The organism is Yersinia proxima (assembly GCF_902170785.1).
Taxonomy (GTDB): Bacteria; Pseudomonadota; Gammaproteobacteria; order Enterobacterales; family Enterobacteriaceae; genus Yersinia; species Yersinia proxima.
Genome location: NZ_CABHYG010000016.1, coordinates 427,009 through 440,754, shown reverse-complemented (window position 1 = coordinate 440,754; position 13,746 = coordinate 427,009). Strand labels below are relative to the sequence as shown.

Genomic DNA, 13,746 nt, shown 5'->3' with positions numbered 1-13,746 from the left:
AACATGTCCGATACCAACGAAATTCAGGCTTCTGAAGAACAACTCCTGCCCGGCGTTCAAGCGTCGGCATCCGCTGAAGGCTTGCCAATCGATAATGCCATCGATGGCGAAGGGCAAGAAGAGGGCTTCGAGATTGTCCTGAAAGACGATGAGAAACCAAAACAAGACCCGGCAACTAACGCGCAATTTGCAGCTAAACGCCTAGAGCGCAAGCGTCAACGCGAGCTTGAGCAGCAGATGGAAGCCGTTAAGCGCGGCGAGGTGCCGGAGAACCTGCGGGTTACTCCTGATCTACCAAAACAGCCAGACGTTAATGACTTCCTGTCAGATGAAGCGCTGGCGAAGTACGACTATGACCAGTCTCGTGCACTTGCAGCGTTCAGTGCCGCGAACAGTGATTGGCAAGTTAAGGCTATGGATGCCCGCAGTAATGGCGTAGCTGAGCAAGGCCGCAAGATTCAGGAGTACACCCAGCAATCAGCGCAATACGCCGAGGCGGCCCGTAAGCACTACGACACAGCGGAAAAACTCAACCTTCCTGATTATCAGGATAAAGAAGATGCGTTCATGAGCCTAGTCCCACCTCAAGTGGCGGCGGACATCATGATGCTATTTCCTGAGAAATCCGCTGCCATGGCTTATCACCTGGGTGCTAACCCAGAGAAGGTGCGCCAACTTTTGGCAATGAACGGGCAGCAAGCGCTGATTGAACTCACTCGACTATCAGAACGTTTAACTCTCAAGCCACGCGGTAAACAACGCTCCGAAGCCCCAGAGGCTGACACCGGAATAAAAGGTTCGGTCACGGCCGCTAACGTCGATGCATTACAAAAGCAAATCAATAAGGCCGCATCAGCGGGCAATACGGAACTTTACCGCAAGCTAAAATCACAGCTTAAAGGAATCAAATAATGGCTCTTAATGAAGGTCAAGTAATCACGTACATGGTCGATGAAATTATCGAAACCGTGGAAAACCTCACGCCGATGGCACAGCGCGTTGAGAAATATCAACCACCAGGCAATGATATGCAGCGTTCTCAGAACACTGTATGGATGCCTCTTGAACAAGAAGCACCCACTCAGACCGGTTGGGATTTGACAGGGCAGGCGACAGGTATTCTGGAACTGTCTGTTAAGTGTAACCTTGGCGTGCCAGATAACGACTTCTTCTCGCTTCGTGCTGATGATCTGCGTGATGAGCGATCCCTGCGCCGTCGTATTCAGGCATCAGGTAAGAAATTAGCGAATAACGTAGAGACAGCAATTGCCCAGCAAGCTGTTGATATGGGTTCTCTGGTTGTTACCAGTTCTGACGCAATTGGCACCGGCACCACTGGCTGGGACTTTGTTGCAGATGCTGAAGAATTGGTATTCTCTCGAGAGCTGAACCGTAGCGCTGGACTGAGCTACTTCTTCAACCCGAAAGATTACAAAGGTGCAGGCCATGATCTGGCGAGCAAAGACTTCTTTGGTCGCATCCCTGAAGATGCCTATAAATCAGGCACTATTCAGAAACAGGTCGCTGGCTTCAATGATGTTCTTCGTTCACCAAAGCTGCCAACCCTAACCGCTTCCACAGCTACCGGCCTGACAGTTTCCGGTGCTCAGTCATTCAAACCGCTGGCATGGACAGCTGACGCAGATGGTAACCGTGAGAACGTGGATAACCGTACTGCTGTTGTTGTGCTAAGCGCTGGCACTGGTCTGAAACGTGGCGATAAAATTTCATTCACTGGCGTTAAGTTCTTGGCGCAGATGGCAAAAAACGTACTGACTCACGATGCAACGTTTACCGTTGTTGCTGTGAATGGTGCGAACGTGACCATTTCACCTAAGCCTATCGCATTGAGTGATGTGACTCTGACCCCAGAGCAGAAAGCTTATGCAAACGTGAACACCACGCTTGCCAACGCAATGACGGTGAACATTCTGAACACCACCACCACGGCGACTAACGTGTTCTGGGCCGATGACTCTATCCGCCTAGTATCCCAGCCTATTCCAATCAACCATGAGTTGTTCTCCGGCATGAAAACCCAGAGCTTCAGTGTCCCGAGCGTTGGCTTGAATGGGGTTGTTGCTTACCAGGGTGATATCAGCACGTTAACCGGTAAGTGTCGTATTGCTCTGTGGTATGCAGCATGTGCTGTACGACCTGAAGCAATCGGCGTTGGCCTGGCTAATCAGGCATAACAAATAGGGGCTTCGGCCCCTTTCTTATTTGGAGTAGAACATGACACAGATGGTATTTCGCTATGGCGACACTAAAAAATGGAAAGGCATTGGTTATGACTTTGAGATCATCAGTGCTGATGAAGTTGGTGAGTATCTCGATGCTGGATGGGTTGCACACCCGGATGAGTTGTTGAAATCATCCGCTGAGCCTGAGCCTGAGCCTGAGCCTGAGCCTGAGCCTGAGCCTGAGCCTGAGACCCCAAAGAAAACCCGCAAAAAGGCGGCAACTGATGAACCTAACGACTAAAGGTGATCTGGTAAATAACGCGTTGCGAAAAGGAACGATTGCTTCTGATGCAACGCTAACTGATGTAGAGCCACAATCCGTAGCTGATGGGTTGCTTGACTTAGAGATGATGATGGCAGAGTGGTTAATCACGCCTGATCTAGGTATCGATGTTGGGTATATCTTCAGTGATGACGGGGTGGAAGTCGCACCGGAAGATCCCCATGGACTACCTACCTATGCTTTGAATGCAGTCATCCTAAATCTTGCTCTGCGTATCCTTCCTGACTACGCGATCGAAGGCTCACCATCTCTTGTAACAAAGGCACGCTTTGGCAAGGAAACATTAGTCAAATCGATGTTCAAGCAACGCACACCAAAACTACGCTATCGAAACCGCGTTCCTATTGGTTCTGGCAACCGATATCCGAATTGGATAGGCGTCCATTTTTTCCATAACAAGGAAGAAGACAATGCCGACGACACAGCTTCCTCTGGCTAAAGGGCTGGGAAAAGACTTCCGCAACGCTGACTATGTTGACCTGTTGCCCGTTAATATGCTGGCCACTCCGAAAGAAGTATTGAATGCTGCTGGTTATATGCGCTCACTCCCCGGAATAGACAAGCGCTCTGACGTTGCTGGCATATCGCGTGGCGCTCAGTTTAATGCATCTCAAAACGTCTCCTATCGCGTCCTTGGCGGTAAGATTTATCGCGGAGATGTAGCCGTTGGTGATGTTGATGGGGTTGGTCGTGTTGGCATGGCATTCAGTGCGACAAGCCAAGCAGTAGCGGCAAACGGGAAGATGAGGCTTTATCGTTACGATGACACAGTCAAAACGCTAAGTAATTGGCCTGACGCCGGATTTGCACAATATGATATTGGCATAGTTCGTGATATCTGCCGATTGCGAGGCCGATATATATGGGTCAAGGATGGCAGTGGAACGTTTGGCGTTACTGATTTAGAGGACGAGTCACACCCTGACCGCTTCCGCCCTTTCTATTCAGCTGAGTCTCAGCCTGATGGTATTCAGGGCTGTGCTGTGTGGCGTGACTTCGTTGTCATATTCGGTACTGCAACTATCGAGTATTTCTCACTAACGGGCGCGACTGATTCATCATCAGCAATCTATGTGGCCCAGCCCTCTCTTATGGTTCAAAAGGGAATTGCTGGCACTTACTGCAAAACTATCTTTGGTGATTCATTTGCTTTCATAAGTCACCAGGCAACCGGTGCGCCATCTATTTACATGGTTAGCTCTGGACAGGCTGCTCCAATTGCATCCGCATCGATAGAAAAAATACTTCGCGAGTACACAGCAGAAGAATTATCTACGGGCGTAATGGAGTCTCTGCGCTTTGATGCTCATGATTTATTGATTGCTCACTTGCCACGTCATGTACTTTGCTATGACGCATCAGCAAGCCAGAACGGCCCGCAGTGGTGCATTCTAAAAACTGGCTTATCTGATACCACTTACCGTGGGATTGACTTCATATTTGAGGGGAACCAGATAACGGTTGGTGACAAAACAGAATCGGTGACTGGGGCGCTTAAATTCGACATTTCCAGCCAGTACGGAAATCAGTCGGAACATCTTCTCTATACCCCAATGTTTAAAGCTGATAACGCCAGGGTATTCGACTTTGAGTTGGAGGCCGCGACTGGTGTATCTCAATTTGCAGAACGGCTCTTCATCTCTGCAACTGCAGATGGGTCTAACTATGGGCGTGAGCAAATGATTTCTGCTAATGCACCATTCAAGTATGACAAACGTGTCCTGTGGCGGCGCGTGGGGCGTATTCGGAAGAACATCGGCTTTAAAGTTCGCGTTATCACCAGTTCGCCGGTGACATTGAGCGATTGTAGCGTGAGGGTTGAGTAATGGCAGAATCAGACTTAAACACGCCAGTAACCATATCTAATACCCGCATCGATGCTTCTATCCTGCCATCAAATTTCTCTCAGTCATATTTCCTTTATGTCATACAACAAAGCAATGACCTAGGTAATGTAGCTGGAAAGGCAAATGAAGCCGGGCAGGGGGCGTACGATGCGCAGCAGAAAAACGACGAGCAAGATATTGTTTTAGATAATCACGAAACAAGAATAACACTCAACGCGTCAGCCATTAATCAACTGACTATTCGTCTGATTGATGCTGAAGCGGCGATAGTTTCAATGCAGGCCAATGTAGCAACACTGACAACGCGAGTGACAACAGTTGAGGGCACTGTAACTACTCTTGGCGCGAGAGTTACGGCTATCGAGGGCGATTATGTATCGAAATCAGCAGCGACAGACCAAGTTGTACAATCAGCAGGTGGTGCGCTAATAGTTGGTACGATAGCAACCCCGACATCTGACAAAATACAGTCAGCAGACTCAGTTAACACTTTGGTTTCCTACAAAGTGGCGGGGCTTAAAGTTATTGGCCAACGTGAAACTGGATGGACTGCATCCACCGGTACCGCTCTTAAATCTGCATTCAACGCCAATCTATCTCAAACAATCAGCTCCGCATACACGCAAGCAGAAGTGCAAGCGCTAAATACCAACTTAGTGGCAGCACGCCAGCGAATAAAAGCCCTTGAAGATGCTATGCGCACTCACGGACTAATCAACTAATTTAGAGATCCCCTCATGGAATTACGAGCAATCCCCGACTTGTGGCGGCTTCGTGCATTCCTAAATAACCCAGATATCACAGGAAACATTGTCGATCACGACAGTGAATACCTCATTAAGCCAGATGCTTTGTATCTCGGAATATATGAGGGGCTGCTTCTGGTTGGAGTGCATGAGGTTAGAACTTTCTGGCATAGCGTCGTTGAGTGCCACGCAATATATGACCCCGGCTTTCGTGGGAAATACGCCCTTGATGGACACAAGTTATTTTGCCGCTGGCTACTTGAAAACTCCCCTTTCACAAACTCCATAACGATGGTTCCAGATTCAACGAAATATGGACGAGCACTTATTCGGCTGCTTGGGGCTGAGCGTATCGGTCATCTGGACGATGCATACATTAGTAACGGTAAGCCGGTTGGCGTGACGCTATATCAGCTTAAGCGAAGCCAATATGAGGAAATACTAAAATGATGGTATTAACTGAAGCTTGGAAAAATAAGCTACAGCCCATGCATGGGTATTGCAAGGGTGGTGGTGACAACGGCGCAGGTGCACAAGCTGACGCAATAAATAAACAGACTGATTTGCAGCGCCAGCAATGGCAAACAGTAATGAATAACCTAGCCCCATTCACCCCACTGGCCAATCAATACGTTAATCAGCTTCAGGGGTTATCGACGCTCGAAGGTCAAAACTCTGCACTGCAAGGATACTATGGGTCAGATCAATACAAGGGGCTAGCAGATCAGGCGCGTTATCAGCAATTGGCTGGCGCAGAAGCAACTGGCGGACTTGGGTCAACAGCAACAAGCAATGGGTTGGCGACTATTGCTCCGCAACTGGGGCAGAACTGGCTTGGCGGTCAGATGAATAATGCCCAGAACTTAGCAAATATTGGGCTTGGAGCTTTGCAGGGTCAGGCTAATGCTGGGCAATCCTACGCTAATAACATGGGTTCCATTTATCAGCAGCAGGCATCGTTATCAGCTGCAAATGCTAACAAGCCGTCAAGTATGCAGACTGGGCTAACAGGCGCTCTTGGTGGCGCGTCTGCAGGCATGGCTATTGGCGGCCCTTGGGGGGCGGCGATTGGTGGCGGTTTAGGTCTTCTCGGAGGTTTATTCTAATGGCTACATGGGATCAGGGTAATTCTGGCGGCCTGCTTGCAGGTATCGGTACAAATAATTCTAATGCCCCGCAAGGTAGTGACGTTAACGCCGCACTTTCTTTGATTCGCGATAATAACGAATTTACTCGCTCCGGGGGGAACAATATTGGACTCCAGTCTTTGCAGGGGCTGGCTGGTTTAAAGCAGCAGTACCAACAAGACCAACAGCAGCAGCGCCAGAAAGAGTTCCAGCAGGCTTATGCGGGGGCTTATTCATCTGGTGATAGAAACGCCATGCGGCAGCTTGCTACTCAATACCCCGATCAATTTGAAGCTGTACGCAATGGCATGGGGTTCATTGACGAAGATCAGCGCAACACTATTGGTAATCTTGCATCGACAGCCCGATTAGCTGCGCAAAGCCCTCAAGCAATGGGTGAGTGGCTAAAGTCTAGCGCGAGTGATTTAGCGCGAGTGGGAATTAATCCAGGCGATGTTGCAACCATGTACCAGCAGAATCCGCAAGGTTTCGGTGAGTTTGCTGATCACTTGGGTATGTCAGCTCTCGGCCCGGAAAAGTATTTCGACTTACAGGATAAGGCTGCTGGTCGCCAGATTGACCGGGATAAACTAGCCGAAACGGTGCGGAGTAACCAGGCTGGTGAGGGTTTGCAGGCTAGAGGCCAAGATATAACTCTGCGCGGGCAGAATATCACAGCCCAGAATGCAGCATTAGATCGTGAGATTAAACGCTCAGAAATACAGGATAAGGTTCTCGATCGTCAGATTTCACGTGAAACAAATCAGGCAAAATTAGGTGAGCTAAAGCTTAAACAACAAGAAGCCAGAAACAAATCTCTTGAAGCAAAGCAAGGGTTTATTGATACATATAATACTCAGCTTGATGGAATTGGTAACAGCATCACAACAGCTAAAGATTTGCTGTCAGATCCAAATTTTGAAGGTACGTTTGGTTTCTCAGGGAAGATAAACAGAAATATTCCAGGGGCTGCAGAGCAGGGTACATGGAGTAAGGTTCAAGCTGTTCAGGCGCAGGCAAGAATGCAGGGCATGCAAGGTTTGCGCGGCCTTGGCGCAGCTAGTGAGCAAGAAGGAAAGGCAGCAGCTAATGCATTGTTAAGTATTGATGAGAGTACGCCGCCAGCTCAGGCCAAAAAAGCTATAGAGAAGTGGGTTGGGATACTGGATAAGCAGCAGAAAAGACTTGCGACAAGTGGTGCTAAACGCGCATCCATGTATCAGCAAGAGATAGAGCAAAATCTTGGCCCGTCTTCTCCGCAGGAGGAATCAACGGGATCCGTCAACTGGAGTGATTTAAAATGAATGTAACGCTCCCCAACGGTCGAGTTATCCAGGGTGTCCCTGATGGCACAACTAAAGAGCAGGTGATGCAGAAAGCGATATCTTCCGGATTAGCCACCCCAGAAGATTTCATGCAGGCATCACAACCACTCCAGAAAACCAATCAACTACCAACGATAGCACAGCCAGTCGATGCATCTATTCCTATCCAGCCCAATAATGAAACACCTTCATTGGCTGATAACTCATTAGAGGCAGCAAAGGGCGTCGCTCAGGCTGGGGCTAATGTTCTGAATATTCCAATTGATATTGCCAATGCGATAAAAAGCGCCGCGGCTTGGGTTTCAGGTAATAACACATACATGCCAATACCTGCCGCGCAACTGCCTGAGTCAATGAGGCCGAAAGATGAGTATGCCAAGTTAGGCGCTGAAATTGGGCCTTATCTTATTCCGGGTGTTGGTGCGGAGAAAACAGCGGCCGCGCTTGGTTCAGTTGCTGGCTCTGGCAGAGCTGAACGCCTGGCAACTAAAGCCGCTGATATGGTTGCCGAGAATACCGTGGGGGCGCTGGCACAGAGCAGCAGCAATAATGACGCCGGATCACTGGCGGGAGATTTAGCTACAGGATTGACAGGTAGTTTGGTTGGGAGAGGAATAATTAAAGGTGCTGGTGTTGTTGCTGGAAAGGTTGGAGGGATGCAAGGCGTCCGTGATTTTGTTGGTTCAATACGACAACCTGCTAATGAAGTTTCTCCATCTGTAATTGCTCCTGTTGAAAAGGGTATGCAGGACGTAGCTGCAAGTGTTGGTGCAGCCGCTGATCGCAATACTGCGTCAAGAATGGCTGACGCAGCAAAAGAAGTGGCTCCAAGGAAAGAGGTTATAGATGCAGCTAAGGCACTTGGTATAAAGGAAGATGATTTACTTTTATCTCATGTATCTGGCAACCAAGCTTATCGTGAGTTTGAGCAAGCGCTGAAGTCAGTCCCAGGGTCTCAGCTTGCGGCACAGGAAAATGCTGTATTAAACAAGGTTGCAAAGCAGGCGGCTGATTTAACTGACGTAGCCGGAGCACTCCCAGATAAGATGGCAATGAATGATAAATTCTTAACGTCATTTCAGCGAGGTATATCGACAGTACAGAATAAGTCAGACCAGTTATATAACCAGATATCACAAGCAATTCCAAAAAATCAGCCGGTTAGCGCTGATAATATAATTAAGCACTTGGATCAGAAAGCTGATGAACTTGGTGGCGCTGATTTTCTATCAACTATGGAAAAGAAAGTTTATAACGCTGTTTCTCCAGTAGGGAAGGACGTATCTCCACCAACCTATGCACGACTGGATAATATTCGTAAGCAGATAGGGCAAGCTATTGGTAAAAACAGCGGGCCATTTCGCGACGAAGAGACCGGGGCGCTTAAACAGCTCTATGCAAATTTAACTGCTGATCAAGAGCAGGTGGTAAAAAGCGCGGGACTTGGTGAAAAATGGGGGGCAGCGAAAAAACTTATCGGTGTTCGCGCACAGATGGAGGACTCACTGACAGGATTGCTTGGAAAGGACTTGAGAGGTGATATTACTACAAAAGCAAGCTTGGCGGTAAGGGGGCTATCAAAAGGCGATGCTAAGGGATTTAGATCTCTACAGCAAGATATTCCATCACCACGAATTAGACGAGAAGTTATCGCCACCTCCCTACGTGATGCTTTTAGTATGGGAAGCCGAAAGGAAAACGATTTCCATTTACCGGGATTTGTCGACTGGTATCAAGGTGCTAAATCATCAGGAACGCTGCCAATGATTGAACGCGAACTTGGTAGACCAACAGCAGAAAGGATGAGTAATTTATTCACTCTGTCACAGTCCATCCGTAATGCTCAGTCTAGCAGCATCACTACTGGCAGACTTAATTCATTCATCAAACAGTTTGATGCAAAAGATGGTGCGTTAGATAAAATCTATCGACATGGTAAGGGGGCGTTAGCAACAAGCATAATCGGGCAAATCCCAATCGTAGGTCCAACCCTAAGCTACGGTGCTGTTGCAGGAATGGCAGCGAAAGAAGCAGGAAGACCCGCAAGGAGCATTGCCGCAGATAGGCTTCTCTCATCTCCTGAGTTTCGCGCGGTGGTCAGTCAAGCAAAAGGCAAGCTGTTACCTGCAAAGGGACAGCAGATTATCAACAAAAAAATGGAGGAAAAAATATCTAAATCCAAAGCATGGAAAGAGTTTTACCGAACTCTTAGCAAGGAAGAAAAGGAGTCAATAGCAAGAGTTGGTGTCATTGGCTGGCTTTCAGTAGAAGACGGTAAAGATTAATAGTTATTATTAACTGAGTTATCCGCACACTACCCCAACTCAACCCGCTTCGGCGGGTTTTTTATTGCCATAAATCCGAACCACGCAGATTAAACGCTGTGGGGATTATACACGTCTGGAGTAAACCTAATGCCTGACATCATCCCTAATGTTGTCGTCTCAATGCCATCTCAGTTGTTCACCATGCCGCGCAAATTTGCCGCGGTATTCGGCGGTAGAATTTACATTGGATTGATAGACACCGATCCCACTATTCCATCAAACCAGATTCAGGTTTATTTGGAGAATGAGGACGGTAGTTTAGTTCCAATGGCGCAGCCAATACTGATTAATGCTGGCGGTTACCCAGTTTATAACGGACAGGTTTCTAAGTTCGTAACTGTTCAAGGCCATTCAATGGCTGTGTATGATGCGCTTAATGTTCAGCAATTCTATTTCCCTAATGTTTTGAAGTACGACCCAGATCAGTTCCGGCAATACCTTGATTCTCAGGGTGGGGCTGTGACGGTAGATATGTTGGGTAGTTATGAGGATGGGAAGGGTGATGAGCTTGTCGGCGTTAAGCAGCCATTCACCGGAACTATTGGCCGGACGCAGCATGGCGTCAACTCAGAGCGCCGAAGTGTATTAGACTTCCCCGGCACATGGGATGGCGTGGCTGATGATACTGTGGGATTCCAAGCGGCTGTAAACTCATTTGGGCTAATTGGCGGCACTCTTCACATTCCAAATATTGCCAAGGTTTATCTGGCTGGGGCGGTTACTATTCCGGGGGGAGTGAGTATTGAAGGGGATATTAAATCTCCGGGGGCTCCGGGGGAAGGTTATCAGCTTGGCAACATCTTTAAACTTGGGAGCCAGATTAGAATTAACCCGGCAATAACAGTTAGTCTTAAAGGTGGTAATGCTATAAATAGTCTTGTTATTTTGCGCTCCACAATGACTGGACCAGAGGTAAATGCTGCATCATATTCTGGTACAGCTTTCACGCAAATAGGTGCAGATGTAAGGTTTGATAAGAATATAGTTATAGGATTCAATCATTTAATATCATGCATTGGATTTGCTCAAACATTTGTCACAAATTGTGGAATTGATACTATTGGCGGAGTATCCGTGACGAATGCTGGAGATCCTGCACATGTAATGGATAATCATTTCTGGCCTTATGGCACCGCGTCCGCAGCAGGGTTAATTACAACTCCAGATACCAACCACTTTATATACAGAAGTGGAACTGCAGTTAGGATAGAGGGTGGAGCATGGCCAATAGTCGTTGGTAACTTTATTCTTGGTCATGCTGATCAAGTAGCTATAAATGATTCATCAAATCCAAGGGTAATAGGAAACGGATTCTCTGGAATAAATTTGGGTGATGTCTCACCATATGTTATAGGAAATACAGGGCTTAGAATTGAAGGAACAACAAATAACTCAATAATTGATGGCAATGTGTGCGTGCATCTTGAGCATGGAGTGTACTTAACGCCAACATCAACTACTGGAAGAAATACCATAACAAACCAAACTTGCCGTAATGTAAAAACAACGGGTGTGGTTATTCTTAGTGGTAATGCATCGGTTCAAGCTAATGTCGAAGGTAGAATTGATTCATCAGCAGGCGTTAGAGTTATAGGTGCAACTAGTAAGGTATTAATTGATGGTTGCCAGTTATATAATAATCTCAATGCAATTCAGGCAGAAGGGACTGGTCATATTATTGGGAAAAATACATTTATAGGTAATGCTAATAATGTATTAGAGACTTCAGCACCATTTTCCATCCCTGCAACAGTAACAAACATGGCTATCACTCCGGATTTTGATTTCTATTATGTGTCTGGAGCCGTAAGTAACATATCTCATTTTAAAGATACTTTTAATGGGCATATTATAACCCTAACATTCGCCAGCGCCTGTACCCTAGTAAATACTGGCAATCTGAGATTATCATCATCACCACTAAATATTCCCGCCGCATCAACAATTCAATTTTTATGCTTTGGGCAATCTGGAAGTCGAACCTGGAGACAGCTTGCGCCACCGCTATAAAATTAGTCCCGGCTATCCGGGACTCTCTTTACATTTCCATTTTTAAATCATGCTTTATTGCTGGATTGATATTGTATAGCCAACTACATCCCTCTTGCACAAGAGTTAATCTAAGTGTGTAACTACCGCTTTTGGTTGGCGGGTTAACCAGAAAACTTACCTCTTCGCTTTCGCCATTCAGTAACGTTCTTGGAAGCGGAACTCTACCCCCGTCAAACATAAGGGTGCTAGCGTCACTAGAGAACCACTGATACCCAGCATTGGTGGTTCCTTTCCCTTTGAAAGGTGAAAGTGGATGATCTGACTTATTTGTTATTTTAACTGTAGCGATGTATCTCTTTGGCATGATCAATCTGTTTATCATTGTGTCTGAGTAAGCCAGGTTCAGGGATATCAATTCCACTGATGCATTAGCAGATTTCAGGCACATCGGTTCAGACTCTTCCCATTGAGTAGTAGCATTCGTCACGGTTACGCTAGATGCGGAAGATCTATCATATATTACGACAAACGAGTAAATTGACAATAATGCAGATGTGACCAAAATAATAGGTGATAATTTACCGCCTGCATTTGCTTGATATATTATATAAATAGCAATCAATACAGATATGGCTTTGACGAACCCGACAGGCTCCCACACTTGTATTTTCCCTAAGCAACTATAAATGACTGACAAAAACAATAATGAGACTATAAGCCCTGTAGACGCATAGTCATTTATCTCTCTTTTTTTAAATTCTGATATAGAGTTCTTAACAGAGAAAAATAAGAAATATATTATTGTTATAATGAACAATAACAAACCAAGGCCAAGGCGGTAGAGTGGGTGAACTCTTTTTAAGCTGTCGCCAATCGTGAGAACTGTTACCCCATTAAAGCTGCTAATCATATAATTTACAGCATCTACAAATGGAGCACCAAGCATACCCGCACCAGTAGTGTTCATGTACATTGATTTTGGTACGTGAATATACAGATATGCTTGCCATGCTATTGCTATCAGTACAGGCACAATGTGGGGTGAAACTAGTTTAGCGATCGATACAATACTGAATTTATACTTCTTATTTATGCATTCAATGATGAATAAAACGAATGAAATAAAGCCAAATATTACAGGTATTATTATGTACGATTCTTTTGAAAGAACAGCTAAACTTGCAACTATTATATATAACAATTGCTTTTTATTTAAATAAAGAATTATAGAAGTTATTAATAGAGCATCCGCACTACCATCTACAAATCCAAACGCAACAGTATAAAGCGCGGAACCACCGGCAGACCATAATAAAGCACTATATGGGGAGTATCCTTTAACCACCAGAAAATTACTCATTACTAAGGTAGCTATAAGCAGAAGAGAAACGCTAACGATAAAGTAAACAGAGGGAGAAACCCAATCCATGCCGAAAACTTTTGATGCAAAGAATGCGAGCATAGGCACGCCGACTCTTTGAGCGCGGTAGCTTGGCATGTCTAGGTGCTGTAGGGTATCTTTTAATAAAAGCGGGTCATCAGAATGATAATAGTAAAACTGTCCATCAAAGCCTCCAGATATCGGAGGAAGAACTTTATTAGTAAAACCATGTGATTCAATATTACTTGGCGCTGCGAATATTCCCCCTGGGAGAAGGTACTGATCAAAGTCCCCATTAAGCGAACCTCTCATACCCACAATCACAATTGCTGCATAAACGATTACAGTGACAGCCAGTACCATAGCAACTTGTATCTTTGATTTTACAGAAGTCATTCTTATTTCCATTTATCGGCATCCAACATAAATTGCCGGTTCTGTTGATGGCGCGAAGTTTAGCACCTGATCGGCAGTT

Annotated in this window: 12 protein-coding genes; 11 read left to right on the top strand and 1 reads right to left on the bottom strand. The window is 46.2% G+C overall.

Annotation, left to right across the window (positions count from 1 at the left end):
• Positions 1 to 3 precede the first annotated feature (3 nt).
• The 11 genes from FTB31_RS15715 (at position 4) to FTB31_RS15665 (ending at position 11,908) form a co-directional block, all read left to right on the top strand.
• Positions 4 to 912 (top strand): scaffolding protein, encoded by a 909-nt coding sequence (locus FTB31_RS15715; protein WP_227731546.1) that lies wholly within the window; start codon positions 4 to 6, stop codon positions 910 to 912.
• A complete protein-coding gene (locus FTB31_RS15710; protein WP_138775524.1) occupies positions 912 to 2,195 on the top strand; it encodes a P22 phage major capsid protein family protein in 1,284 nt (427 codons plus the stop codon). The genes FTB31_RS15715 and FTB31_RS15710 overlap by 1 nt, the downstream gene beginning before the upstream one ends.
• Before the next feature lie 40 nt (positions 2,196 to 2,235).
• A complete protein-coding gene (locus FTB31_RS15705) occupies positions 2,236 to 2,484 on the top strand; it encodes a hypothetical protein (protein WP_227731545.1) in 249 nt (82 codons plus the stop codon).
• Complete coding sequence (locus FTB31_RS15700; RefSeq protein ID WP_227731544.1) at positions 2,468 to 2,965, top strand: packaged DNA stabilization gp4 family protein; 498 nt, start codon at positions 2,468 to 2,470, stop codon at positions 2,963 to 2,965. Before FTB31_RS15705 ends, FTB31_RS15700 begins: the two co-directional genes overlap by 17 nt.
• Positions 2,937 to 4,352 (top strand): packaged DNA stabilization protein, encoded by a 1,416-nt coding sequence (locus tag FTB31_RS15695; RefSeq protein WP_227731543.1) that lies wholly within the window; start codon positions 2,937 to 2,939, stop codon positions 4,350 to 4,352. The genes FTB31_RS15700 and FTB31_RS15695 overlap by 29 nt, the downstream gene beginning before the upstream one ends.
• Positions 4,352 to 5,095, top strand: coding sequence for a phage tail protein (locus tag FTB31_RS15690; protein ID WP_227731542.1), 744 nt, complete (start codon positions 4,352 to 4,354; stop codon positions 5,093 to 5,095). The genes FTB31_RS15695 and FTB31_RS15690 overlap by 1 nt, the downstream gene beginning before the upstream one ends.
• A 15-nt stretch (positions 5,096 to 5,110) precedes the next feature.
• Positions 5,111 to 5,569 (top strand): DUF2824 family protein, encoded by a 459-nt coding sequence (locus FTB31_RS15685; RefSeq protein WP_227731541.1) that lies wholly within the window; start codon positions 5,111 to 5,113, stop codon positions 5,567 to 5,569.
• Positions 5,566 to 6,225 (top strand): DNA transfer protein, encoded by a 660-nt coding sequence (locus FTB31_RS15680; protein ID WP_227731540.1) that lies wholly within the window; start codon positions 5,566 to 5,568, stop codon positions 6,223 to 6,225. Before FTB31_RS15685 ends, FTB31_RS15680 begins: the two co-directional genes overlap by 4 nt.
• Positions 6,225 to 7,550 carry a phage DNA ejection protein gene (locus tag FTB31_RS15675; RefSeq protein ID WP_227731539.1) on the top strand — a complete coding sequence of 442 codons (1,326 nt, stop codon included), beginning with the start codon at positions 6,225 to 6,227 and terminating at the stop codon, positions 7,548 to 7,550. Before FTB31_RS15680 ends, FTB31_RS15675 begins: the two co-directional genes overlap by 1 nt.
• Positions 7,547 to 9,856 carry a lytic transglycosylase domain-containing protein gene (locus FTB31_RS15670; protein WP_227731538.1) on the top strand — a complete coding sequence of 770 codons (2,310 nt, stop codon included), beginning with the start codon at positions 7,547 to 7,549 and terminating at the stop codon, positions 9,854 to 9,856. Before FTB31_RS15675 ends, FTB31_RS15670 begins: the two co-directional genes overlap by 4 nt.
• 129 nt (positions 9,857 to 9,985) lie before the next feature.
• On the top strand, positions 9,986 to 11,908 hold the full coding sequence (locus tag FTB31_RS15665; protein ID WP_227731537.1) for a phage tailspike protein: 1,923 nt from the start codon (positions 9,986 to 9,988) through the stop codon (positions 11,906 to 11,908).
• Positions 11,909 to 11,936: 28 nt separating this feature from the next.
• On the opposite strand, the gene FTB31_RS15660 is transcribed toward FTB31_RS15665, so the two are convergent.
• Positions 11,937 to 13,667, bottom strand: a complete 1,731-nt coding sequence (locus FTB31_RS15660; protein ID WP_227731536.1) for a hypothetical protein — start codon at positions 13,665 to 13,667, stop codon at positions 11,937 to 11,939.
• Positions 13,668 to 13,746 lie beyond the last annotated feature (79 nt).

Excerpts from the sequence above, each read along its gene's own strand:
- FTB31_RS15680 (WP_227731540.1), top strand. The coding sequence starts at position 5,566 with ATGATGGTATTAACTGAAGCTTGGAAAAATAAGCTACAGCCCATGCAT.
- FTB31_RS15660 (WP_227731536.1), bottom strand. The coding sequence starts at position 13,667 with ATGACTTCTGTAAAATCAAAGATACAAGTTGCTATGGTACTGGCTGTC.
- FTB31_RS15715 (WP_227731546.1), top strand. The coding sequence starts at position 4 with ATGTCCGATACCAACGAAATTCAGGCTTCTGAAGAACAACTCCTGCCC.
- FTB31_RS15690 (WP_227731542.1), top strand. The coding sequence starts at position 4,352 with ATGGCAGAATCAGACTTAAACACGCCAGTAACCATATCTAATACCCGC.
- FTB31_RS15705 (WP_227731545.1), top strand. The coding sequence starts at position 2,236 with ATGACACAGATGGTATTTCGCTATGGCGACACTAAAAAATGGAAAGGC.
- FTB31_RS15700 (WP_227731544.1), top strand. The coding sequence starts at position 2,468 with ATGAACCTAACGACTAAAGGTGATCTGGTAAATAACGCGTTGCGAAAA.
- FTB31_RS15710 (WP_138775524.1), top strand. The coding sequence starts at position 912 with ATGGCTCTTAATGAAGGTCAAGTAATCACGTACATGGTCGATGAAATT.
- FTB31_RS15685 (WP_227731541.1), top strand. The coding sequence starts at position 5,111 with ATGGAATTACGAGCAATCCCCGACTTGTGGCGGCTTCGTGCATTCCTA.
- FTB31_RS15665 (WP_227731537.1), top strand. The coding sequence starts at position 9,986 with ATGCCTGACATCATCCCTAATGTTGTCGTCTCAATGCCATCTCAGTTG.
- FTB31_RS15670 (WP_227731538.1), top strand. The coding sequence starts at position 7,547 with ATGAATGTAACGCTCCCCAACGGTCGAGTTATCCAGGGTGTCCCTGAT.
- FTB31_RS15695 (WP_227731543.1), top strand. The coding sequence starts at position 2,937 with ATGCCGACGACACAGCTTCCTCTGGCTAAAGGGCTGGGAAAAGACTTC.
- FTB31_RS15675 (WP_227731539.1), top strand. The coding sequence starts at position 6,225 with ATGGCTACATGGGATCAGGGTAATTCTGGCGGCCTGCTTGCAGGTATC.